The following is a 22,785-nucleotide window of genomic DNA, read 5'->3' on the forward strand; positions in this document are numbered from 1 at the left end:
TTAAACACATAGAAACATAGATTTTTTAGGCTTAAAAAAGAGTATAAAAGAAACTAGTTTCTAATGCATAGATGAGCTTTGTGAATCTAGATAATCAAAAATCTGCACAATCTGCCAAATCAGCGGGAGAATTTTCAGCTCACAGATTTAGCAGATTAGCAGATAAAATCTAACAATGTGTTTAAATTAATTAGACTTATATAATTAAAAATTAAGAACTATGAAAAAAATTGTAATGCTGTGCTGCACTTTTCTATTGATGGTAAAAGCAACAGCACAGGAAGTTCCATTAGTTTCCAATATTGCAGCCCGTAACAATATTACCTTAAACGGAAAATGGAGTTATATTGTAGATCCGTTAGAAAACGGGTATTACGATTACCGTTTGATGCCTTTTAAAAACAATGGATTCTTCGAAAATAAAAAATTCAATACCACAGATTTAACCGAATATAATTTTGCGACTTCTGCCACAATGGATATTCCGTCAGATTGGAACAGCAAAGACGAAAGATTGTTTTTTTATGAAGGAACTGTTTGGTTTCAGAAAGACTTTAATTATAAAAAAGATTCTAAAACCAAAGGGATTCTTCATTTTGGAGCAGTCAATTATGATGCAAAAGTCTATGTAAACGGAAAACTGGCAGGAACACACGTTGGAGGCTATACACCTTTCAATTTTGATGTAACTGATCTATTAGTCGACGGGAATAATTTTGTAGTTGTAAAAGTAGATAACAAGCGCCACAAAGATAATGTTCCAACTGTAAATATGGATTGGTGGAATTACGGCGGAATTACAAGAGATGTTACTTTGGCTCAGGTTCCAAATATGTATGTTGAAGATTATTTGGTTCAATTGGATAAAAAAGAAAAAGGCAAGATTTCCGGCTGGATAAAACTGAATAGTGAAACAGCAAATCAATCTATTTCAGTTTCTATTCCAGAATTAAAAATCAAAAAGAGCATTACAACAGATGCTAAAGGAATGGCGTATTTTGAAATTAAAGCCAATCCGGTTTTATGGACGCCGGAAAAACCAAAATTATACGATGTGACCATTTCCAAAGCAGATGAAAATATAACAGATCAAATTGGTTTTAGAACTATTGAAACCAAAGGAAAAGAGATTCTGTTAAACGGAAAAAAAGTCTTTTTGAGAGGAATCAGTATTCATGAAGAAGCACCTTTCAGGTCAGGAAGAGCGTGGTCTGAAGATGATGCTTTAACGTTATTGAATTGGGCTAAAGAGTTAGGCTGTAATTATGTTCGTCTGGCGCATTATCCTCATAACGAAAATATGGTAAGACAAGCTGAGAAAATGGGTATTATGATTTGGTCTGAAGTTCCTGTTTATTGGACCATTTCATGGACAAATCCTGATACGTATGCTAATGCTGAGCGTCAATTACACGATATGATTTACAGAGATAAAAATCGCTGCGGAATCGTGATTTGGTCTATCGCCAATGAAACACCACATAGTGATGAAAGAGACGTTTTCCTGAGTAAATTGGCTAAATACGCACGCACGCAGGATAATACTCGTTTAATTAGTATGGCGATGGAAGTTACCAAAAGTCCAAACAATGTCAATACACTTCATGATAACATGAATGAATTTGTAGACATTGTAAGTTTCAATCAATATCTGGGCTGGTACAGAGGAACAAATGAATCTTGTAAAGATATGCAATGGGTGATTCCGTATAACAAACCAGTTATTATCAGCGAATTCGGAGGAGAAGCTTTACAAGGGCTTCACGGAGATAAAAAAGAACGCTGGAACGAAGAATATCAGGAAGAATTATACATTCAAAATACTCAGATGTTTAATCGTATAGAAGGTTTAGCAGGAGTTTCACCCTGGATTTTAGTTGATTTCAGATCACCAAGAAGACAATTGCCAAACATTCAGGATTTCTTTAACCGCAAAGGCTTAATCTCAGATCAGGGAATTAAAAAGAAAGCTTTTTATGTAATGAAAGACTGGTATGCACAGAAAGAGCAGGAATATAAATAAGTGAGTTAGAGTTTTAGATAAAGAGGAAAACCTTTGGAATCAGAAATGATTTTGAAGGTTTTTTTAGTTTTTGGAAATGTTGTTCTTGAATAAATACAAATAGAGAATCTTCTCCGAAGGTTCGAATCCCTCTTTCTCCGTACTTACTTTTTTGGGAAAATAAACATATTAATTAAAAGGTAATAAAAAAAGAAAACCCTTAACGTTAGTTAAGGGTTTCAAGTTCAGCGGAGAAAGAGGGATTCGAACCCCCGGACCTGTTACAGTCAACAGTTTTCAAGACTGCCGCATTCGACCGCTCTGCCATTTCTCCAATATGTTCGCAATCGTTGCGTGATTGCGAGTGCAAATATAAGGCGTTTTTTCGATTGTGAAAATTTTTTTGGAACTATTTACAAAGAAAAATATATAATAAAAAAAGAAAACCCTTAACGTTAGTTAAGGGTTTCAAGTTCAGCGGAGAAAGAGGGATTCGAACCCCCGGACCTGTTACAGTCAACAGTTTTCAAGACTGCCGCATTCGACCGCTCTGCCATTTCTCCAGTATGTCGCTCTCATTGCCTGATTGCGGGTGCAAATATAAGACGGTTTTTCGGTTCTCAAAACTTTTTTTAGACTTTTTTTTGAAACTTTTTTTAAATAATTTTCAAGTGTCTAGTTATCAGTATTTCCGAAAATGAGCTTTTTTGAAAAATTATTCTAAATCGTCTAAAATTGGTGTCGGTTTTTTATTTTCATCAACTGCGACAAACGAAAAAGTTCCAGAAACTACCGTTTCGCGAAGTTCAGAATACATTTGTTCCATGAAAATATCAACATGAATTTTACAACTTGTTCTTCCAACACTGTCTACTTTTGCTACTAATTCAATTAAGGTTCCTGCTGGAATCGCTTTTTTGAAGTCGATTTGACCTGTAGAAATTGTGACTACTTTTTTACGGCTGAAACGAGTAGCGCAAATAAAAGCTACTTCGTCCATTAGATGAAGCGCAGTTCCGCCAAATAAAGTATCGTAATGATTTGTTGTGCTAGGGAAAACCGCTTTAAAAATACGTGTCTCCGATTTTAAAATTCTTTCTTCTACAGTTCCCATATTAATAAGTTACATATTCAGTGATTTCAAGGCCATATCCAATCATTCCAACGCGTTTTGTCTGCTCAGTATTAGAAACTAATCTAATCTTAGAAATATCAATATCGTGAAGGATTTGAGCTCCAATTCCGTAATCTTTACTATCAATGATTACTTTTGGTGCTTTCAAAGTTCCTTGCGCCTGTAATGATTTAAGTTCAGAAATTCGGTTTAACAGATTTACGGCCGTCATATCCTGATTAATAAAGATAACAGCACCTTTCCCATTTTCATTTATTACTTTAAACATGTCATCTAACTGCTGTTCGGCATTATTAGTTAAAGTACCCAATAAATCATTATTAACCTGTGAAGAGTGAATTCTCGTTAAGATTGGTTCACCAAGATTCCAGGTTCCTTTTGTTAAAGCGATATGAATTTGTTTGTTTGTAGTCTGCTCGTATGCTCTTAATCTAAAAGTTCCAAAACGGGTTTCGATATCAAAATCTTCTTTTTTAACAATTAAACTGTCGTGCTGCATTCTGTAAGCAACCAAATCTTCAATTGAAACTAACTTTAAATCGAATTTTTTGGCCACTTTTATTAATTCAGGTAAACGCGACATTGTACCATCCTCATTTAAGATTTCACAGATAACACCTGCAGGTTTAAATCCTGCCAGACGTGCAAAATCTATAGCAGCTTCAGTATGTCCTGTTCTTCTTAAAACGCCTCCTTGTTTGGCAATTAAAGGGAAAATATGTCCAGGACGAGCTAAATCGTGTGGTTTGGTATTTGGATCAACTAATGACTGAACAGTTTTTGAACGGTCAGCAGCAGAAATACCAGTTGTAACGCCATGTCCTTTTAAATCTACAGAAACTGTAAAAGCAGTTTCCATGTGATCTGTATTGTTGGTAACCATTGCACGTAAATCAAGTTCTTTGCAGCGGCTTTCAGTAAGCGGTGTACAAATTAATCCGCGTCCGTGTGTAGCCATAAAATTGATCATTTCCGGAGTTACTTTTTCGGCTGCAGCCAAAAAATCACCTTCGTTTTCGCGATCCTCATCATCGACTACAATGATTACTTTACCTTGACGAATATCTTCTATAGCTTCCTCAATGGTATTCAGTTGGATTTTTGTTGACATAATTATTGTTTGTTTTGAGCTGGTTTAAACCGCTCATAAATTTTTTGAAACAGTTGTGAAATAGGAGTGGTTATTGCATCAAAATTAATTAATCCGTTATCATTTGTAGCACGATACGTTAATAATATTGCCAATGGTGAAAGAATAAATGAAGACATCCATGATCCCATAAAAGGACTCATACCGCCTTCTTGTGATAATCTTTTTCCAAAAGTATTGATGAAATGAAAAGTAATAAAAATTAAAACCGCAAAAACGATTGGCAGACCAAGTCCTCCTTTTCGAATAATAGCGCCTAATGGAGCACCAATAAAGAACATTAAGAAACAAGCAAAAGCAATAACAAACTTTTCATACAATGCAGTTAAATGCTTGTTGATTTCACGTTGTTTGTCTTTTAAGTCTTTTTGTGTCGTTTCGATTGAGTAAATGTTGCTGGTAACATTACTGCTTGCCATTTTTAAAACATCAGATTTCTCTTTGTTTGTATATAAAGTTAAAAGATCGTTTGGGAGATTTTTTTTCTTTTTGGCTTTTTCTATCTCGCTTTGAGGAATAGATTTTCTAATTCCAACACGCTGGTTTATATTTTCAGAGAATGAAATGATTTCATTGTCAAGATTTTTGTTCAATGAATCTAATGTATAACGCAATTCGTTTACGTTCAGCATGGCATTTGTGCCCTCAATACTTTCTTTACTGTCATCGACTTTATTTAATTCAGATAAATCAATGTTGATGATGTGTTTTTTGAAAGCAGCTTTTATAAAAGGAAGTTTAGCGCGGTCCTCGTATTTTTTTGGAGTAACATCCTGATAGTAAAAACCGTTATTTAAAACAAGTTTCAAAATACTCGATTTCTCACTGCTGATTAATTCACCGTCTTTAGCCTTAATAACAGTTTTGTTTTCACCAATGTTATTTGCTTTTTCATGAATGGTAACGCCGGTTAAAATATTACCGTTTTCACCGGATTTTTTATTGACTTTAATGTTGTAAGTTCCAACATCATTAAACTGGCCTTCGGCAATTGCCATCGCAGGTTTAGCCTGAGCAATATTTTTACGGAAGTTTACAAATTTATATTCAGCATAAGGAATAACGTTATTGGCAAACCAAAAAGCTACAATACTTAAAACAAATATAAAAATGATTAAAACCCGCATGGCTCTTTGAAGCGAAATTCCGGAAGATTTCATGGCAGCGAATTCATAATTTTCGGCTAAATTTCCGAAAGTCATAATCGAAGCCAAAAGAACCGAAAGCGGTAAAACCAGCGGAATAATACGAGGCATAGAAAAAAGCAGGAATTTCACGACCAGTAATAAGTCGAGATCTTTACCTGCTAGTTCTGATATAAATAGCCATACTGTTTGAAGTATGAATATGAAAAATAAGATTACAAATACCGTAGTAAATGTAAATAAGAATGTTTTTAATAAGTATTTGTCTAGAATTTTCAACCTTCTGATTAATCTAATTTATTGATGTAGTATTTCGGGTATTTACTCGCTACAAAGGTAAATTGATTTTTTGATAATGGCTGATTGGTTTTAAAAGAATTAACGGTTAAAGTTGTTTTTGTTCCGTTTTTTCCAGTTTCAATCAAATTATAGATGTGTTTTGTCTGAACGTCAATACCTAACAAAATTTCTTTTCTTTGGTCTTTTCCTGTAGTTGGCACTAATTTAATGTACTGGATTTTTCTTCCTTTTACATTTTGTACAATATCCATAGTGTATTTGTAACCAGAATTAAAGAACGTAAGCATTTTTGAAGGCGTAACTGCGTTATCGTCTTTTTCATTTACTTTAGAAACAGTAACTTCTTCGTCTTCAGGAACAATTGTATATGTTTTTTGTCCGTCGAAAATTTTAGTAACGCCCATAAAATTCAATACATATTGATTTCCTTTCATAGTAACATTTCCTTTACTGTCCTGGTTGATGTTTTCTTTGGCGTTATTCAAAGAATATTTAAAGTCGATTACGATGTTATCGTAGCTTTTTATTTTTGTAGTTACTTCGTTCAATAAATCTTTAGCTTTTTTATCCTGAGCCTGAATAGAAGTGAAGCTCAAAAGCAAAATAACTGCTATTTGAAAACACTTTTTAGTCATGTTAAAGATAGAATTGTTGTTGATTTCCTGAATTTTTGTTCTCATGATTGGATTAATTTTGTTCATTATTAAAAAATTGATCAAGAGCACTTAAGTCTAAAATATTCACGCTTCTTGCTTTACTGCCTTCAAATGGTCCAACAATTCCTGCTGCTTCCAGCTGATCGATCAAACGACCGGCTCTGTTGTAACCTAATTTTAATTTTCTTTGCAATAATGAAGCAGAACCCTGTTGTGCATTGACAATAATCTCTGCAGCTTCTCTAAATAAGGTATCTCTTTCAGAAATATCCATATCAAGATTAATGCCAGTTTCTTCTCCAACGAACTCTGGAAGCAAATAAGCTGTGGCATACGCCTTTTGTGAACCAATAAAATCTGTAATTTTTTCAACTTCAGGCGTGTCAATAAAGGCACACTGCACACGAATTACATCATTTCCATTCGTGTATAATAAATCTCCTCGTCCAATTAACTGGTCAGCGCCCTGAGTATCTAAAATTGTTCTTGAGTCGATTTTTGAAGTTACTCTAAAGGCAATTCTGGCAGGGAAGTTGGCTTTGATTAAACCGGTAATAACGTTTACAGATGGTCTTTGTGTTGCAATAATTAAGTGAATACCAATAGCACGCGCCAGCTGAGCCAAACGAGCAATTGGAACTTCGACTTCTTTTCCGGCAGTCATAATTAAATCGGCGAACTCATCGACAACCAAAACAATGTAAGGTAAAAATCGGTGTCCAGCTTCTGGATTTAATTTTCTGGATTTGAATTTTTCGTTGTACTCTTTAATATTACGAACCATCGCATCTTTTAATAAAGAATAACGATTGTCCATTTCAGTACAAAGTGAATTCAAAGTGTTGACCACTTTTGCATTATCAGTAATAATAGCATCTTCCGTGTCAGGAAGTTTAGCTAAATAATGTCTTTCAATTTTGTTGAAAAGTGTAAGCTCTACTTTTTTCGGATCGACTAAAACAAATTTTACTTCTGCCGGATGCTTTTTGTATAACAATGAAGTTAAAACAGCATTTAATCCAACAGATTTTCCTTGTCCTGTTGCTCCCGCCATCAATAAGTGAGGCATTTTAGCAAGATCGACAACAAAAGTTTCGTTTGAAATGGTTTTTCCTAAAGCAATTGGCAGTTCCATTTCAGCTTCTTGGAACTTTGCAGCTCCAATAACACTTTTCATAGAAACCATAGTTGGAGTCTTATTCGGAACCTCGATACCAATTGTTCCTTTTCCTGGAATTGGTGCAATAATACGAATTCCTAAAGCGGATAATGACAATGCAATATCATCTTCTAAACTCTTAATTTTAGAAATTCTGATTCCGGCTTCAGGCACAATTTCATATAAAGTAACCGATGGACCAACGGTTGCTTTGATTTGCGCAATTTCGATTTTGTAGTTACGAAGTGTATCTACAATTTTATTTTTGTTTTCTTCTAATTCTTCCTGATTAATTGTAATTCCTCCAGTCGAGTATTCTTTTAATAAATCGATGGTTGGGAATTTATAATTGGATAAATCCAAAGTTGGATCAAATAATCCAAAATCAGCAACCAAACGTGAAGCAAGATTTTCTTCTATAATATCTTCCTCTTCGGCTTTTTCAATTACAAATGCTTCATCAGGAGTAACTAATGGAAGTTCTTGTTTTGGCTGAATTGGCTTTAAAATCGGATTTAATTCAATTTCAGATGAATGATTGATTGTTGGTTTTAAAGCTTCTTTATTGATTTCGAATTTAGAATCATCAGTTTTTAAATGAATGTTATCTAATTCAGGATCTTCTTCAATTGCAAATTCTTCTAAGTTATAAGCGCTTTCGGGCTCCAGCTCTTGTTGTTGTGGCTTTTTGATTGAATTTAGTTCTGATTTGAATTCTTTTTTAGTAGAATCAAAATAGGACTGAATTTTTTCTGGAGATACTTTTATTTTAAAGATTAAATAAACGATCAGTCCAAAAAGCAGAGTTAATAAAGTTCCAGTTTTTCCAATGTAATCCTGTAGAAAAATATTCAGCTCATAACCAATAGTTCCTCCCAATTCTGGAGCCGAAGTGGCGAAAAATCCAAACAGAACTGAAACAACAATAATGGCAAATATGTCCCAGAACCAGGTGTTTTTAAGTTTTTTGGTTGAAAGTTCCAATGCTAAAAACAAACCGGTTAAGAAAAATAATCGAACTAATATAAAAGAAGCCAGACCAAAGCCTCTGTAAACAATTAAATCTGCAAGATAGGCTCCAAATTTTCCAAGCCAGTTTTGTACTTCTTCGCTGCGATCTCCAAGGCTGTCAACAGCACTTTGATCAGTCTGCCATTGTCCATTAACATAAAATGAAATAAATGCTACTAACAATGCAATAGAAAAGAGTACCAAAAGGCATCCCAAAACAAATTTTTGCGGTTTGTTTAATTTCCAGGATCTAATGCCTGCAATTTTTGATTCGGTTTTTTTGTCTACAGTTTCTTTTTTACTTTTTGCCATTCTTACGTTCCTGTCCTATATAAATTTTGGAATATAAATAATTAAACCTATTGCAATTGCTGTCATTGCGGCAAAAAATACCGCTCCTGCAGCAATATCTTTAATAAATCCGATTCGTCTGCTGTAATCAGGATGGATAAAATCGGCGATTTTTTCAACTGCCGTATTTAATCCTTCAACGCTTAAAACTAAACCAATGGCTAAGGTTTGACATAGCCATTCGGTTTGAGAAATATGAAAATAGAACCCGGCAATAGTCATGATAATTCCCAATGAGAATTGAACCATAACGCTGTGTTCTGTTTTAATCAATTTTACAGCTCCTTTAAAAGCATAGGTAACGCTTTTTAAACGACCTGTAACAAAAGTATTATCTTTTTGAAACTCCATTTATTGGAAAATATTATAGTGCTGCTAAAGCTGCTTCGTAATTTGGTTCGTTTGCAATTTCTGCAACTTGTTCTGTATGTGTAATTGTTCCATCAGCATCAACAACAATAATAGCTCTTGAGTGTAAACCAGCCAATGGTCCGTCAACAATTTCTAATCCGTTTGCTTTACCAAAAGCACCAGTTTGAAAATCAGATAAATTAACTACATTTTCTAAACCTTCTGCACCACAAAAACGTTTTTGAGCGAAAGGTAAATCTCTTGAAATACATAAAACAGTAGTATTTTCTAATCCGCTTGCACTTGCATTGAAAGTTCTAACTGATGTTGCGCAAGTTCCTGTATCAACACTTGGGAAAATGTTTAAAACTAATTTTTTACCAGCGAAAGTACTTAAAGAAGCAACTGATAAATCATTTTGTACTAATTTGAAATCAGCTAATTTTGAACCAACTGCTGGTAATTCGCCTGATGTATGAACTGGATTTCCTCCTAATGTGATAGATGCCATGATTTTTGTTTAAAATTAATGAGGCTCAAAAGTAAGGATTAATATTTGAATCTAAAAGTATTTGTTATGCGTTTAAGGAGAGATTAAGATTGGCTTTTTGGCAGCCTTGGATTTAAATATTTTAGATTTTAGAGGGTAGATTTTAGATTTGTTCAGCCTGACAAAGATTGCCTAAAAATGGGAACTCAGACTGCGACTGAAAACTGCGACTGAATACTATAAAAAAAAGCGTCTCCAAAAATAGAAACGCTTTCTTCGTCATGTTTTTTTGTTTTTTTCTTTGAAAAAAGAGGCCGATTTATTTATCGATTGAACCTAAAACACGTTTCATAAACGTATTTAAAGCTTCTTTTTTATCAGTTCCCTGAGCAACCAATTTTTGTACTTCAAGAGCACCATACATATTTGAAATCAATTCACCAATTACGTCTAATTCTTCATCTTTAAGAGAAGGAATTTCAGTCATTGCCTCAAGAACTTCAATCGTTTCAATGATATAATCCTGATCGTTTTCTTCGATGAATTGCGTTAAATGCTTTATTACTGGTAATTTCATAATTTTTTGTTTAAGCGTTAAATCGTTTTTTTGTTTAATCGATTAAACGAATAAACAAATAACCAATTAAACAATAGCGTTTACTAAGTCAATTAAAACTTCTTGTTTGTTAGTCTGCGTTTCGCCAACTAATTGTCCGTTTACGAAAGTTGCGAAAGTTGGCAGGTTACTCACATTAGCTAATTTTCTAGATTCAGGAGAATTTTCTGCATCAACCAAAACAAAAGTGACAGCTTCATTTTCTGTTGCTAGTTTTTTGAATTTTGGTTTCATAATACGGCAATTTCCACACCATGAAGCTGAATATTGTACTACTACTTTTTCGTTTTTAGCAACTAAATCTGCTAACGTATCTTCGTTTAAGTCGATTAACATAATTTTATTTTTTAAGGTGCTAAGTCGCTGAGGTACTAAGATTCTAAGTTTTTTAGTTCCTAATCCTTTAATGACTTAACGTTAAGATTTTTTTTGAGATCTAAAGTCCTCGAGGTTCTAAGATTCTAGGTTTGAACCTTAGAACCTGAAGACTGTATTGTAGAATTATAATTTAAGATTTAAAAGTTCAGTTAAAAAAACTTAGAGCCTTAGTAACTTAGAACCTCAGAACCTTAAAAAAGAATTAGTTTGCGCTTAAGTATTCAGCAGTACTGATTCTGTCAGCAGACATAGCTTCTTTACCAGCTTCCCAGTTTGCAGGACAAACTTCACCTTTAGTCTGGATGTGAGTGTAAGCATCAACCATTCTTAAGTATTCATTTACGTTACGTCCTAATGGCATATCGTTTACGCTTTCGTGGAAGATTTTTCCAGTTTCGTCAATTAGGTAAGTAGCTCTGTAAGTTACGTTTGAACCTTCGATGATAACTGAATCTGTATCTTCGCTGTAGCTTGTAGATTCGATATCAAGAATACCTAAAATGTTAGCTAAGTTACGGTTTGTATCAGCTAAGATTGGGTAAGTAACACCTTCGATTCCACCATTGTTTTTTGGAGTATTTAACCAAGCAAAGTGAACTTCGTTTGTGTCGCAAGAAGCACCAATTACGATAGTATTTCTTTTTTCAAATTCTGGTAATGCAGCTTGAAAGGCGTGTAATTCAGTTGGACATACAAAAGTAAAATCTTTTGGGTACCAAAATAAAAGTACTTTTTTATTGTTGTTTACTGCTTCTTCAAAAATGTTGATTTTTAAATTGTCACCCATTTCTGAGATAGCATCTACTGCAATACTTGGGAATTTTTTTCCTACTAAAGACATAATTTTCGTTTTACGTTAAATATTTATTTCTGGTGCAAAAGTAGGATATAAGTACAGGTTCTTACAATAAGATGTGATTATAAAAATTTATAAGTTGATAAATTTTGACTATTCTAAGTTTTAACTTATTGAATGTCAATATTTACTGGTAAGTCGCCGTTGAAAGTATTTTTTTCTAAAAATTGAATTCCTGCTGTTTTTTGAAATTCTTCGAAATCCTGATAAGCCTCAATTAGTCCTGAAGCTTTTTTCAGATTTGGAATTAAAGGCAATGCATACGGATTTCCAAAAACAAAAACGATGCATTTTTTGGTTTGCAATAATTCAGAAAGTAAATTCAAAACTTCGTTATCAATTTCGAAATTATTAAGTGGTTTTGCTTTAGGAACAAATAATGAAATTAAAATAGTTTCGAAATTTTCTAATTCTTTTTGGATTGCCGAAATATCTGAAACTTCTGGATTTTCAAAAGCAAATTCTGGAGAATCAAGTTTTGAGTTCAGCGTTTTGAAAAAGGTGTTTTCAGTATTTTTATATAAACTCAGTTTAGCGAATTTATTGTTTTTCTGCGCTTCAAAAGCTAGTTCAGTACTAGAGTTGTCTATAATTTTAGTAATTGCATTTTGAGCAATTTCTAAGTTTATATTTGATGTTTTTTCAAAATCTAATTCACCCGAAGCTGCAGTATTTCCAGAAAGAATTCCTGCTTTTTCTTTGGCTTTCATAATTCGGTTATAGCTTTCGAAAATACGATCTGGAGAAGCATTTTTATAAATCGCTGCAATTCCTTCCGGCACATTTTCTGCGAAGCATAAAACATCATTTCCAGCATTAAAAGCTTCCCATTCTAATTGACCTTTGGTTTCATACAATTTAGAAACGCTGTGCATATTTAGGGCATCAGAAATTACTAAACCATCATATCCTAATTTGTCACGCAAAAGATCCTGAATAACCGCTTTTGATAATGTTGCTGAAGTATCTTTACCGTCGTTTAAACTAGGAACAGCCAAATGTCCAATCATGATCGAATCGACATTGTTTTCAATTCCTTTAATGAACGGATATAATTCGTTTTCCATTAATTCTTCCAGCGTTTCTTTTAAAACAGGTAATCCCAAATGCGAATCTACATTCGTATTTCCATGCCCGGGAAAGTGTTTCAGACAGCCTAAAACGCCAACTTCAGACATTCCTTTTAAATATTCAATCGAAAAATCGGCTACTTTTTGTTTATTTTCGCCAAACGAACGATATCCAATAACAGGATTATTTGGATTATTGTTGATGTCTGCTAAAGGCGATAAATTATACTGAATTCCGGCTGCTTTTAAATCTAAACCAATTTGTTTTCCAGCTTCATAAACCAAATGAGATTTGTTTTCTGGCAAAGCGCCAAGCGTAATTGCGTAAGGATATTGAGGTGTTTTTTCAATTCGCATTGCCAATCCCCATTCGGCATCAATACTAATTAAAAGCGGTGTAGAAGCGGCTTTTTGATAACGAACAATTAAAGCCTTGATTTTCTCGTAGCTGTCGTCATTAAAAACTACTTTTTTCTTGCTTTCATAATTGGTTGCAGCGCTCGCACGACTATGAAAAAAGGTCAATCCGCCAATATTGTGTTCTTTAATAAGGCGTTCTGTTTCCTGAATATTTTCTTCGGTATCATTGATAAAAACGGCTGGGAAAAAGAATTGTCCTATTCTTTGTCGTAATGCTTCGGCTGTAATTTTCATTATTATAAAGTCTTTTTCATGCAGACACTATTATCCATTTCTTCATAAGGCGGATAATTTGGAATGATAGTATAATTTAATTTTTGGTATAAGTTGATGGCTTCGGGCTGTTTTTTTCCGGTTTCCAAAATAGTATAAGTATAACCGACTTCTTTTGCCCAGGTTTCGAGTTCTTTTAAAATAGCAGAAGCAATTCCTTTTTTTCGATAATCAGGATGCACATACATTCTTTTAATTTCAGTTTTGTCGCTTTCTTTTTCTCTAAAAGCACCGCATCCAACAGGAACATCATTTTCGTAATAAACAATAGTATGTTTTATTTTGTTGGTTTTATTAAACTGATTGTAAAACGAATGATCTACACCGTCTCTAATGGCTAAATCTTTATCTAATAAAGCAACCAGATTTATAAAATCGGGATCATCTGAATTGGTTCGCTTTATGCTCATGATTTTTAATATTTAGAATAGTATTGTTTAATTTTCTAACACATAGAAAAATAGTATTTGGTTCTTGGAAAAGGTGTTTCACTTTATTTAAATACACATAGCTATGTCTTGAGAAATGAGTTTCTCTTTTTTATTCTTTTCACACAAAAAATCTATGTCTCTATGTTTTAAAAGAATGTTTTATTTCAGTTTTGCTTTCTTTTGTTTAGCTAATTGTTTTTTGGTTTCAATTGCTTTTTCTAATCGGTTTTTAAAACGGAAAAGTTTTGGTAAACCTTCCAATCGGTCTTCGATCGTAATTTCTTCGTAAACCACAATGGCTTTTTCTAAAACGCGAATTTCATTTTCCAGATCGTTTTGGTTTTTGTAAATCGTAGCCAAACGATCGTAAGGATGATTTCCTTTAAAGCCTTCCGCGACATTTTCCTCATATAATTCAATAGCTTTTTCAAGATTTCCGGATTTTTCGAACTCAGCTCCTTTTAAGTTGCGTTCGGCCTGCAAATTTTCATTGATTTCCATATTGTAAGAGTTTGATTTGGGGTTAAACTTCTTCAGATTTTTTCCCAAAATCTTTCGGGAAAGTTAAAAAACGTGATAAAATAAGACCTGGAATTGTAGCTATAAGAACCCAGATAAAGAAGTTGTCATAGCCTAAATATTTTTGAATATAACCACTCAGCATTCCCGGAAGCATCATTCCTAAAGCCATAAAACCGGTTGCCAGTGCATAATGTGCTGTTTTTGATTCTCCTTCGGCAACATGAATTAAATACATCATAAAAGCAGTAAATCCAAAACCATAACCAAATTGTTCTAAAATCACGACGGCATAAATGTAATAAATTGATGCGGGGTGAAAAAATGCTAATAAAATGAATCCAATAATAGGTAAATGCATTGTTAAAAACATTGGAAACATCCATTTTGTAAGACCATGTCTGGAAATAGCAATTCCGCCTAAAATACCGCCAATTGTTAAGGCAGCAACACCGCAGGTTCCATAAATAATTCCTACTGCTTCGGTATCTAAAGCCATTCCGCCCAATTTTTTTGGATCTAATAAAAATGGACTTAACATTTTAAGCAGCTGCGATTCTCCTAGTCTAAAAACCAGAATAAAAGCCAGAATTAAACCAATTTGTTTTTTCTTAAAGAAGCTTATAAATATAGTTCCAAAACTTTGATGATGTGTTTCTTTATTTTTTTCGACAGCGTTTATTTCGTTTTTTGGAGTAAAAATGAAATTGTAAATCGTAATAAAGGTCATTAGCAAACCAACTGCAATCATAGTATACGACCATGCTTTAGTATTATCGCCGTATTTGTGTTCCAGATATCCTGCAAAAAGTACAATTAATCCGTTTCCGGCTAATAATGAAAGTCTGTAAAAAGTACTTCTGATTCCGAGGAAAAAAGACTGCTGATTTTCGGGTAAAACCAATAAATAAAATCCATCGCTGGCAATGTCATTAGAAGCCGAAGCAAAAGCTGCAACCCAGAAAATAGCCAGAGTCATTACAAAAAATCCATTTGTTGGAATCGTAAAACCAACTAATAAAAAGGCTATCGAAATAAGGAACTGCATGGATAAAAACCATTTTCTTTTGGTTCCTGTTAGTTCAATAAACGGACTCCAAAGTGGTTTGATAACCCACGGCAGATATAATAAACTGGTATAAACTCCAATATCTTCATTTGAGATTCCGAGATTTTTGTACATAATTACCGAAACGGAAATTATAACGGCATAAGGCAGTCCGGATGCGAAGTTAAGAAGCGGAATCCAAAACCAGGGTTTATTATCTGTTTTCATTAGGCTGAGCAGGTGAATATATTTTAAAATTCTTTTTTATGTCGGCAGCAGCGGGTGTGCTTTCGTTTGCAAAATAATCAATAAATGTTACAGCACAAGCTTTATACATGCTGATTTTTTCTGCAGGAATAGAAAATGAAATAACACCGTCTTTTTCAACAGCTCTAACTTTGTCGATTATTTTTGTCGCGTCGTTTGTATTGATTTTTGAAATATGCTCGCCTCCATAAATTACAATATAACGCACCTTTGTATTAAGCGGACTTTTAATGCTGAAAGTATATGTTGAATTATCTTTTGTAAATTCTGTAAAAACAGGATTGTCGATTATTATGCGTTTTAAATTTGGAACCGCAGCTGGAATCGAAGGATATTTATATTGATTATCTCCTAAAAGACGAACAACATCTAAATTTTTGCTCATGAACCATTTAGCACTGAAATAAGCACTTCCGTTTACATTTTTAAAGCTTCTGGCAAAATCAACCTGAGTTGGAATTTCGGTGGCAAAATACCAGCTTTTATCACCATCGCCTCTAATTTTATAGGATGCATGACCAATATAAATGGCTGTGTTGTTTGCGTTTTCAGACCACCATTTTACTAATTTAGAGTAAGAAGCTCTAGGATTATTCATGCTCCAGTATAATTGCGGCATAATGTAATCAATCCATTTTTGATCCATCCATAAAACAGGATCTGCATACAAATCGTCGTAATTAGAAGTCGATTGTGTTTCTGAACCTTTTGGATCTTGAGATTTGTTTCTCCAAACTCCAAACGGACTAATTCCAAATTGAACCCAGGGTTTACTTGCTTTTATGGTTGTAGAAATGGTATGTACAAAGTTACTCACATTAGCACGACGCCAGTCTGCAAGACTTAAGCCAGAACCGTATTTTTTGTAAGAGGCTGTGTCGTTAAATACTTTTCCGGGAACAGCATATGGATAAAAATAATCGTCAAAATGAATTGCGTCGATATCGTAGTTATCAACTACTTCTTTTACTACTTTGGTTAAATGTGTCTGAACTTCAGGAAGGGCAGGATCGTAATAGTATTTTCCGCCATATTCTATCATCCATTCCGGATGTTTAAAAATATCGTGATTTGGGCTCAAAAGATTTTTATTTAAATCAAAAGTAGCACGATACGGATTCAGCCAGGCATGAAATTCAAAGCCTCTATTGTGTGCTTCTTCGATCATCCACTCCAGCGCATCGTAATACGGATTTGGTGCAGTACCTTCTTTTCCTGTTAAGAATCGTGACCACGGCGCAAATTCTGAAGGATAAAATGCATCACCAACACTCCTGATCTGAACGATAACAGCGTTATAATTTAGTTTTTTATAGGTGTTTAAAATTTCAAGATAATCAGCCTTTTCCTTTTCGACATTATCAATTGCCGTTTTTGGCCAGTCAATATTTACTACAGTTGCAATCCAGACTCCTCTAAATTCATTTTTAGGATATATAATTTTTTCTTGTGAAAAGACTTTCCCTCCAAAGAAAAATAAAAATATTATAGAGTATAGTAAGTACTGATTTTTATGCATTTCAAATGTTTATTTTAACAAGAACCAAAAATAGGTTTAATTTTTTTTCTGCCGCGAATTCACGAATTTTATTTTCTCAAACTATAAAAAAATAATTCGCAGTAATTCTTTTTTGCCACACCCGATAATCATCGGGATAAATAAATTATTTGGATTAATCTTTTAATCCTTTAATCTGTGGCAAACTTATTCTTTAATCAGGAAAAGAAATTTTTCCCATTGTTACAGATGGAATTCCTTTTTGTGAACCAAAATTATAATTTCCGCCGGCAACGGTTTCATTAGCCAAAACGGCAAATAAAACGGCTTCTTTTGCATCGCCTGAAATCCCCAGAACGTCACTTTTTTCAAATTTACAAGACAATAATTCCTGTAACCATTTCACCAATAACGGATTTCGTGCACCTCCGCCCGACATATAAACCGTAAACTCTTCTATTGGTGTTTTAGTATTTTGTACGACAAACAAAACTGCTTCGGCAATTGTTTCGGCACTTAGGCGTGTTAAAGTTGCCAGCAAATCTGGTGCCGAAATGTTTTCCAGACCTAATTTTACCAAAGCTGAGTTTACAAATTCGTGATTAAATAATTCCTGGCCAATTGTTTTTGGAAAGCTTTGTTTGAAAAAAGGATCACTTTTTAATTCGCTTAAAAGTTCTTGATTTACAGTTCCTTTTTTAGCGATTTCGGCATCTTTATCAAAACTTTTTTCAGGAAAAAATTGTTTGGTAAAAATGTCAATTAAAGTATTTGCTGTTCCGGTATCGGTTACAAAAACCTCTTCGGCGTTTTGAGAAGCGGGTAAATAAGTGAAATTTGCAATGCCGCCCATGTTCAGCATAATTCGGTTTTCGCCTTTTTTGCTGAATAATAAATAATCACCATAAACAGCTAAAGGCGCGCCTTCACCGCCTGCGGCAACGTGTTTTTGTCTGAAATCAGATAATGTGATAATTCCGGTTTTTACCGCAATATGATCACCGTCGCCAATCTGCAAAGTTGCATTGGGAAATTTTTCCTGCTGATGTAAAAATTTTGGCGCATGCAGAACCGTTTGTCCGTGCGATGCGATTAAATCTACCTCACTTGCGGGAATATTCCATTTAGCAAGACAATCGTTAATCATTCCTGCATGTAGGTTTGCAATCCATTCGTTTAGCAAAACCAAATGCTGAAAATCGATTGTTTTCTGTGCAAATACCTTTCTTATTTCGGTTTTAATATCGTCGTTGTAATCAATGGTTTCAAATTGCTGGATTTTGACAACCGTGTTGCCGCCTTCACCAGAAACTTCGCAAAGAGCCAAGTCGAGTCCGTCGAGAGAAGTTCCAGACATTAAACCTAGTATTTTTCTGGTCTCTTTTTGAGCAATTTCGTAAAGGGTTTTTATATTTTTATTCATTTTCAAGTAATCTTAAAAAACGCATTTAATTTGATAACGCTAAAATGGGATTATTTTGCATATAAATTTAGAAAAAAGAAATTTTATTGTTTTGAATTGCAAGAATTAACAAAAATCTCATCGGGATGAAATATTTATACACAAATTAATGGAGTCAAGAAGTATTTCATTGTGTTGAAATATTGATGTTTAAAAGATTTCCCTCCACTGGAGCTTCTGAGAAAACGAATCAAAACAGCTCTATATATTACGCTTCTCCAAAGCTTGAGCTATAATTGAAAAATTAACTAAAAACTTATATCTCTAATTTCTATATTTGCTCATAACCAATTAAAAAAAATAAAACCATGTTTGTTATTATAGGACTTTTTGCTTTCCTTTTTATTATCGGAATTATAATCTACAATTCACTTATCGGAAAAAGAAATCAGGTTACCAATGCTTTCTCGGCGATTGATGTTATGCTGAAAAAACGTTTTGATTTGATTCCAAATCTTGTTGAAGTTGTAAAACAATATACAAATTACGAACAAAGCACTTTAACTAAAATTGTTGAGCTTCGTGCAAAAGCGACTTCAGGAAATTTGACAGATGAAGAAAAAGCAAGTTTAGACACTCAGCTGAGCTCAGCCGTAAAAGGTTTAATGGTTACTGTAGAAAATTATCCAGATTTAAAAGCGAATACTAATTTCTTAAATCTGCAGACTACATGGACAGAAAGTGAAGAACAAATTGCAGCAGCAAGAAGAACTTACAACTCAGCCGTAACAGATTATAACAACGCGATTATGATGTTTCCTGGTAATATATTTGCCGGAATGCTGGGCTATACTAAAATTGAGGTTTTGGCAACTCCAGAAGAAGAGCGTAAAAATATTAGTGCAAAAGAACTATTCAATAATTAATGGATTCAGAATTAAATTCTAAAGTCAATCTGCAGGAAATACTGAATACCTTAGAAGTTGATCGGAAAAAAATTTCCGAAACGTATAAAACCTGTTATATATTATTTGGCCTTACATTAGTAATTTTAGTTATCGGGTTATTAATTCGATTTCCTGCTTTGGGAATTATTGGATGTTTAGTTCCATTAATTATAGGTATTGTGATGTATTTTAAAATAGATGATGATGCCAAAAAATACAAAGCAGATTATAAAATGAATGTTGTGGCATCGGCATTAAAAACAGTTAACGAAAGTTTTGTTTTTGCACCACTAAGCGGACTTCCGGAATATGAATTTGTAAGCTCGGAGCTTTTTACAACCGAACCTGATCGCTATAAAACGCAGGATTTAATAACCGGAACGACCGATAAAACTTCTTTTTGGTTTGCCGAAGTACACGCCGAATATAAAACCCAAACTCAAACCAAAAATGGGACGCGAACAGAATGGCACACTATTTTTAAGGGAATTATTTTTGCAGCCGATTTTAATAAAAACTTTAATGTTTCGACAGTTGTTCGTCCAAAAAGTTTTGGTGCTAGTCTTGGAGCGTGGTTTTCTAAAAATGTTTTCAGTTTTGGAAACACCGAAGTTGTACAATTAGAAAACACTGACTTTGATAATAAGTTTGTAACCTATTCTAAAAACCAAATCGAAGCGCGATATATTTTAACGCCTGCCATGATGGAAAGAATTCTGGATTTAAACAAAAAATGCGACGAAACAATTTCGATCTCGTTTATACATTCTAAAATGTATATTGCTTTTCCATTGTCTCAAAATTATTTTGAAGCGCCTATTCATTCGTCACTTTTAGTGCCAGATTTACTTACTGATGATCTTTCAATCGTTAAGTTTATGCACGATATTATTCATGAACTGGATTTGAATACGAGGATTTGGGGAAAGGAGTAAAGTTTCTTTTTTTTATAAAATATTTTAAGCCGTTTAATAGATTTTGATTTATTCAAGATTTATTAAACGGTTTTCTTTTTAAGTAATTCAGGTATAAGTACTTGGTTTTCTAGAACGGTTAATTGTTACTTTTGAGGTGAATAATTAACTAAATAAACTGACCTATGAAAAATTTAATTTTGATTGTTGCTCTAATGTTTGCATTTAATTCAAATGCACAAGCTAAAAAACAATATAGAAGCGCAAAAACAGGACAATATGTTACAAAAGCAAAAGCTGATAAAAGCCCATCTACGACTTACAGTACAACAAGAAAATCAAAAAAATAGACATATTAAAAGAAGAAAATAAATAAAAAAACCTCGATCTTAAAAATCGAGGTTTTTTGTTTCTACTCCGCTAGCGCGAGCGTCTCGCTCGTGCCCGCAAAGAGCATCAATTATTAAAATAAAAACCTCAATCTTAAAAGTTGAGGTTTTCTTTTTTTAATCTTTACTCCAAATCCAAATAAGGATTTAAAGTTTCAGCCAATTCATTGAGCCAGTAAAGACCGTCTCTTAATTTGGCGATTTCATATTGAAGCGATTCGTGTTCGCTCATAACGCCTAACGCCAATGTGAAATTTATCTGCCTAAGTGTTTTAGCCATTTCTTCAGGTTCAATTCTGTCGTTGAAAAAAATCAAAAGCCTGATTTGGGTTTCTGTGGAAAGTGTGTTGGTACTCATAATCTTTGTGTTTAGGAAAAGAACCCGCACAGCTAAGGTGTCCTACGCCACAAAGTGCGTTGCAGTTGTTTCCAATACCGCCACCATACCGCACGGGCAAAAGTTTTTTTGATATCATATTTCTTTGTGTTTAGGATTGTAAAGATATCAAAAAAGTATTTTAAGTAAGAAAAAGATTATTTTTTTTGCTTGATAATGAATTAGAAATAAACTAAATCATCTCTAGATGGTAAATATAAAGCGATATTTTGAGAAAAGATAAACTAAGATAGATTTTCAGGCAGTTTGTCATTTCGACGTAAGGAGAAATCTTCGCAAGAAACTTCGCAACAATGTGCCTCAGCGTGTGGAGATTTCTCCTTACGTCGAAATGACAAGATTGAGGGAATTTGTGGTACAAATGTTTACCAATTACTTCTAATGAAACCAAGTGTCCTAGTCCTGATGGGAGCGGCATCCTTTTGCGCCGGGGTTCGGCGTAAAAGATATAGCGGACAGCAGGAAATAGCTCCTTATTAAACTTCTAAATTTTTTGAGTACCAAATTCCAAAAGAAAACATTCAAAAATTGTTTTCATAAGCCTTTGACTTCGCTCAGGATGACAGTAAGATTTAAAGGCAAAGGAAAAAAAACTTAGAACCTTAGCATCTTAGAATCTCAGCACCTTTTATTTCAACACAAACTCATTTTCTTTCAATTTCTTTAAAACTGCAGCAATAATTTTAGAGCGGCATTCTGAATTTTCCGTCGTTGAAGCCGTTTTAACCCAATACCGAATATTGAGCTGAATGACACCCGCAGCGGCAACATCGGTAATTACGGCTGCATTTTCGTGGTCTTTTTCGGTTACATCTTCGCTGTTTCCTAGAACTTCTTTTACGAGTTCGATGGCGCGGGTATAATCAGAACCATATTCGAGGCCGACTGTGAAAGTCTGAAGCAGAAAACCTTCGCTGTTGTAGTTAATGAGCGTGTTTTTTATAAGAAGCGCATTTGGAATATATATAATTTTCGAATCGCTTTTTACTTCGGTATCACGCAGGTTGAGATTGATGACTTCGCCTTTTACGCCGTTGCTTTCGATAATATCGCCAATAGAAAACGGACGTTTGAATGCCAGAAGAATTCCGGCAAGAAAATTTTCTCCAATATCTTTAAGCGCAAAACCAATTACAAAAGCCGAAATCCCCGCTCCGGCAAGCATACTTTGAGCAACGCCGTCAAGACCAATAATTCGGAACATAAATAAAATTCCGATAATAATTAAAACCGATTTAATTAAACGTGCAATAAAAACTGCCAGAAGACGATCGTGCATTTTTACTTTGAGTCGGTTTCCGGCAAAAATCCCCACTCGGCTTGCGATAAACCACGAAACGAGAACAACTAAAACGGCGAGAATAAATTTTGGCGTAAGATCGACAATGCTATTGTAGTAACCTTCGAGATGGTTGATGACGTCCTGAAAGAAATTTTCCATAATTGTAAAAAGCGTAAAATGTTTAAAATTGTTGAGTGAATTTTTAAACACATAGAAACATAGTTTTTCTTTGCACTTAAAGGCATTTCATTTGTTTAAATTCACATAGTTGCGTTTGTAATTCTATGTGTTAAAATCTAGATTTTTCAACTATTCTCAGAATTTAAAG

General features: G+C 33.9%; 22 protein-coding genes and 2 tRNA genes. 4 read left to right on the forward strand and 20 right to left on the reverse strand.

The genetic code is table 11. The features are described 5' to 3' along the window. The first annotated feature begins 220 nt into the window (after positions 1-220). Positions 221-2,023 carry a glycoside hydrolase family 2 protein gene (locus tag PQ462_RS05615; RefSeq protein WP_274252682.1) on the forward strand — a complete coding sequence of 601 codons (1,803 nt, stop codon included), beginning with the start codon at positions 221-223 and terminating at the stop codon, positions 2,021-2,023. Between the two features lie 228 nt (positions 2,024-2,251). On the opposite strand, the gene PQ462_RS05620 is transcribed toward PQ462_RS05615, so the two are convergent. From PQ462_RS05620 to PQ462_RS05705, 18 genes are all read right to left on the reverse strand, one after another. Continuing rightward, a tRNA-Ser gene (locus tag PQ462_RS05620) sits at positions 2,252-2,336 on the reverse strand. 144 nt (positions 2,337-2,480) lie between these two features. Then, positions 2,481-2,565: transfer RNA gene (locus PQ462_RS05625), tRNA-Ser, on the reverse strand. 152 nt (positions 2,566-2,717) lie between these two features. Beyond that, a complete protein-coding gene (locus PQ462_RS05630; RefSeq protein WP_012024176.1) occupies positions 2,718-3,116 on the reverse strand; it encodes an acyl-CoA thioesterase in 399 nt (132 codons plus the stop codon). Position 3,117: 1 nt separating this feature from the next. Next, complete coding sequence (gene ribB, locus PQ462_RS05635; RefSeq protein WP_073409900.1) at positions 3,118-4,248, reverse strand: 3,4-dihydroxy-2-butanone-4-phosphate synthase; 1,131 nt, start codon at positions 4,246-4,248, stop codon at positions 3,118-3,120. Positions 4,249-4,250: 2 nt separating this feature from the next. Then, positions 4,251-5,711, reverse strand: a complete 1,461-nt coding sequence (locus tag PQ462_RS05640) for an LptF/LptG family permease (protein ID WP_012024178.1) — start codon at positions 5,709-5,711, stop codon at positions 4,251-4,253. A gap of 8 nt (positions 5,712-5,719) precedes the next feature. After that, positions 5,720-6,412, reverse strand: a complete 693-nt coding sequence (locus PQ462_RS05645; protein ID WP_081432686.1) for a LolA family protein — start codon at positions 6,410-6,412, stop codon at positions 5,720-5,722. Positions 6,413-6,419: 7 nt separating this feature from the next. Then, positions 6,420-8,870 (reverse strand): DNA translocase FtsK, encoded by a 2,451-nt coding sequence (locus tag PQ462_RS05650; RefSeq protein WP_274252683.1) that lies wholly within the window; start codon positions 8,868-8,870, stop codon positions 6,420-6,422. Positions 8,871-8,885: 15 nt separating this feature from the next. Next, positions 8,886-9,260 carry a diacylglycerol kinase gene (locus PQ462_RS05655; protein ID WP_012024181.1) on the reverse strand — a complete coding sequence of 125 codons (375 nt, stop codon included), beginning with the start codon at positions 9,258-9,260 and terminating at the stop codon, positions 8,886-8,888. A 13-nt stretch (positions 9,261-9,273) separates the two neighbouring features. Then, complete coding sequence (gene tpx / locus PQ462_RS05660) at positions 9,274-9,771, reverse strand: thiol peroxidase (protein ID WP_012024182.1); 498 nt, start codon at positions 9,769-9,771, stop codon at positions 9,274-9,276. Between the two features lie 298 nt (positions 9,772-10,069). After that, positions 10,070-10,327, reverse strand: a complete 258-nt coding sequence (locus tag PQ462_RS05665; protein ID WP_008462029.1) for a DUF6952 family protein — start codon at positions 10,325-10,327, stop codon at positions 10,070-10,072. Between the two features lie 66 nt (positions 10,328-10,393). Next, complete coding sequence (locus tag PQ462_RS05670) at positions 10,394-10,702, reverse strand: thioredoxin family protein (RefSeq protein ID WP_012024183.1); 309 nt, start codon at positions 10,700-10,702, stop codon at positions 10,394-10,396. 244 nt (positions 10,703-10,946) lie between these two features. After that, entirely contained in the window at positions 10,947-11,585 is a 639-nt protein-coding gene (locus PQ462_RS05675) for a peroxiredoxin (RefSeq protein ID WP_012024184.1), read from the reverse strand. Positions 11,586-11,710: 125 nt separating this feature from the next. After that, positions 11,711-13,324 carry a glycoside hydrolase family 3 protein gene (locus PQ462_RS05680; protein WP_274252685.1) on the reverse strand — a complete coding sequence of 538 codons (1,614 nt, stop codon included), beginning with the start codon at positions 13,322-13,324 and terminating at the stop codon, positions 11,711-11,713. Positions 13,325-13,326: 2 nt separating this feature from the next. Beyond that, complete coding sequence (locus PQ462_RS05685) at positions 13,327-13,773, reverse strand: GNAT family N-acetyltransferase (protein WP_274252686.1); 447 nt, start codon at positions 13,771-13,773, stop codon at positions 13,327-13,329. Between the two features lie 180 nt (positions 13,774-13,953). Continuing rightward, positions 13,954-14,295 (reverse strand): hypothetical protein, encoded by a 342-nt coding sequence (locus PQ462_RS05690; RefSeq protein WP_121361952.1) that lies wholly within the window; start codon positions 14,293-14,295, stop codon positions 13,954-13,956. A 22-nt stretch (positions 14,296-14,317) separates the two neighbouring features. Further along, positions 14,318-15,589 (reverse strand): MFS transporter, encoded by a 1,272-nt coding sequence (locus PQ462_RS05695; RefSeq protein WP_073409897.1) that lies wholly within the window; start codon positions 15,587-15,589, stop codon positions 14,318-14,320. Then, the gene (locus PQ462_RS05700; protein ID WP_274252687.1) at positions 15,576-17,147 is read right to left on the reverse strand and encodes a glycoside hydrolase family 10 protein; all 1,572 of its coding nucleotides are present in this window, start codon (positions 17,145-17,147) and stop codon (positions 15,576-15,578) included. The genes PQ462_RS05695 and PQ462_RS05700 overlap by 14 nt, the downstream gene beginning before the upstream one ends. A gap of 193 nt (positions 17,148-17,340) precedes the next feature. After that, positions 17,341-18,549, reverse strand: a complete 1,209-nt coding sequence (locus PQ462_RS05705; protein WP_274252688.1) for an anhydro-N-acetylmuramic acid kinase — start codon at positions 18,547-18,549, stop codon at positions 17,341-17,343. A gap of 347 nt (positions 18,550-18,896) precedes the next feature. Between PQ462_RS05705 and PQ462_RS05710 the strand changes: the two genes are divergently transcribed. From PQ462_RS05710 to PQ462_RS05720, 3 genes are all read left to right on the forward strand, one after another. Further along, a complete protein-coding gene (locus PQ462_RS05710; RefSeq protein ID WP_274252689.1) occupies positions 18,897-19,454 on the forward strand; it encodes a LemA family protein in 558 nt (185 codons plus the stop codon). Then, positions 19,454-20,410 carry a DUF3137 domain-containing protein gene (locus PQ462_RS05715; RefSeq protein WP_274252690.1) on the forward strand — a complete coding sequence of 319 codons (957 nt, stop codon included), beginning with the start codon at positions 19,454-19,456 and terminating at the stop codon, positions 20,408-20,410. The genes PQ462_RS05710 and PQ462_RS05715 overlap by 1 nt, the downstream gene beginning before the upstream one ends. Before the next feature lie 164 nt (positions 20,411-20,574). Then, complete coding sequence (locus tag PQ462_RS05720) at positions 20,575-20,739, forward strand: hypothetical protein (RefSeq protein WP_175556824.1); 165 nt, start codon at positions 20,575-20,577, stop codon at positions 20,737-20,739. Positions 20,740-20,902: 163 nt separating this feature from the next. On the opposite strand, the gene PQ462_RS05725 is transcribed toward PQ462_RS05720, so the two are convergent. Further along, entirely contained in the window at positions 20,903-21,136 is a 234-nt protein-coding gene (locus tag PQ462_RS05725; RefSeq protein ID WP_274252691.1) for a hypothetical protein, read from the reverse strand. A 667-nt stretch (positions 21,137-21,803) separates the two neighbouring features. Then, the gene (locus PQ462_RS05730; protein WP_274252692.1) at positions 21,804-22,616 is read right to left on the reverse strand and encodes a mechanosensitive ion channel family protein; all 813 of its coding nucleotides are present in this window, start codon (positions 22,614-22,616) and stop codon (positions 21,804-21,806) included. Between the last annotated feature and the right edge of the window lie 169 nt (positions 22,617-22,785).

Origin of the sequence: Flavobacterium sp. KACC 22758, assembly GCF_028736135.1 — a bacterium.
Lineage (GTDB): Bacteria > Bacteroidota > Bacteroidia > Flavobacteriales > Flavobacteriaceae > Flavobacterium > Flavobacterium johnsoniae.

What these genes read in the sequence shown, in the direction of transcription:
- PQ462_RS05670 (WP_012024183.1), bottom strand. Translation starts at nt 10,702, where the DNA reads ATGTTAATCGACTTAAACGAAGATACGTTAGCAGATTTAGTTGCTAAA.
- PQ462_RS05615 (WP_274252682.1), top strand. Translation starts at nt 221, where the DNA reads ATGAAAAAAATTGTAATGCTGTGCTGCACTTTTCTATTGATGGTAAAA.
- PQ462_RS05730 (WP_274252692.1), bottom strand. Translation starts at nt 22,616, where the DNA reads ATGGAAAATTTCTTTCAGGACGTCATCAACCATCTCGAAGGTTACTAC.
- PQ462_RS05720 (WP_175556824.1), top strand. Translation starts at nt 20,575, where the DNA reads ATGAAAAATTTAATTTTGATTGTTGCTCTAATGTTTGCATTTAATTCA.
- ribB (WP_073409900.1), bottom strand. Translation starts at nt 4,248, where the DNA reads ATGTCAACAAAAATCCAACTGAATACCATTGAGGAAGCTATAGAAGAT.
- PQ462_RS05680 (WP_274252685.1), bottom strand. Translation starts at nt 13,324, where the DNA reads ATGAAAATTACAGCCGAAGCATTACGACAAAGAATAGGACAATTCTTT.
- PQ462_RS05690 (WP_121361952.1), bottom strand. Translation starts at nt 14,295, where the DNA reads ATGGAAATCAATGAAAATTTGCAGGCCGAACGCAACTTAAAAGGAGCT.
- PQ462_RS05700 (WP_274252687.1), bottom strand. Translation starts at nt 17,147, where the DNA reads ATGCATAAAAATCAGTACTTACTATACTCTATAATATTTTTATTTTTC.
- PQ462_RS05710 (WP_274252689.1), top strand. Translation starts at nt 18,897, where the DNA reads ATGTTTGTTATTATAGGACTTTTTGCTTTCCTTTTTATTATCGGAATT.
- PQ462_RS05645 (WP_081432686.1), bottom strand. Translation starts at nt 6,412, where the DNA reads ATGAGAACAAAAATTCAGGAAATCAACAACAATTCTATCTTTAACATG.
- PQ462_RS05655 (WP_012024181.1), bottom strand. Translation starts at nt 9,260, where the DNA reads ATGGAGTTTCAAAAAGATAATACTTTTGTTACAGGTCGTTTAAAAAGC.
- PQ462_RS05725 (WP_274252691.1), bottom strand. Translation starts at nt 21,136, where the DNA reads ATGAGTACCAACACACTTTCCACAGAAACCCAAATCAGGCTTTTGATT.
- PQ462_RS05695 (WP_073409897.1), bottom strand. Translation starts at nt 15,589, where the DNA reads ATGAAAACAGATAATAAACCCTGGTTTTGGATTCCGCTTCTTAACTTC.
- PQ462_RS05665 (WP_008462029.1), bottom strand. Translation starts at nt 10,327, where the DNA reads ATGAAATTACCAGTAATAAAGCATTTAACGCAATTCATCGAAGAAAAC.
- PQ462_RS05650 (WP_274252683.1), bottom strand. Translation starts at nt 8,870, where the DNA reads ATGGCAAAAAGTAAAAAAGAAACTGTAGACAAAAAAACCGAATCAAAA.
- PQ462_RS05630 (WP_012024176.1), bottom strand. Translation starts at nt 3,116, where the DNA reads ATGGGAACTGTAGAAGAAAGAATTTTAAAATCGGAGACACGTATTTTT.
- tpx (WP_012024182.1), bottom strand. Translation starts at nt 9,771, where the DNA reads ATGGCATCTATCACATTAGGAGGAAATCCAGTTCATACATCAGGCGAA.
- PQ462_RS05685 (WP_274252686.1), bottom strand. Translation starts at nt 13,773, where the DNA reads ATGAGCATAAAGCGAACCAATTCAGATGATCCCGATTTTATAAATCTG.
- PQ462_RS05705 (WP_274252688.1), bottom strand. Translation starts at nt 18,549, where the DNA reads ATGAATAAAAATATAAAAACCCTTTACGAAATTGCTCAAAAAGAGACC.
- PQ462_RS05715 (WP_274252690.1), top strand. Translation starts at nt 19,454, where the DNA reads ATGGATTCAGAATTAAATTCTAAAGTCAATCTGCAGGAAATACTGAAT.
- PQ462_RS05675 (WP_012024184.1), bottom strand. Translation starts at nt 11,585, where the DNA reads ATGTCTTTAGTAGGAAAAAAATTCCCAAGTATTGCAGTAGATGCTATC.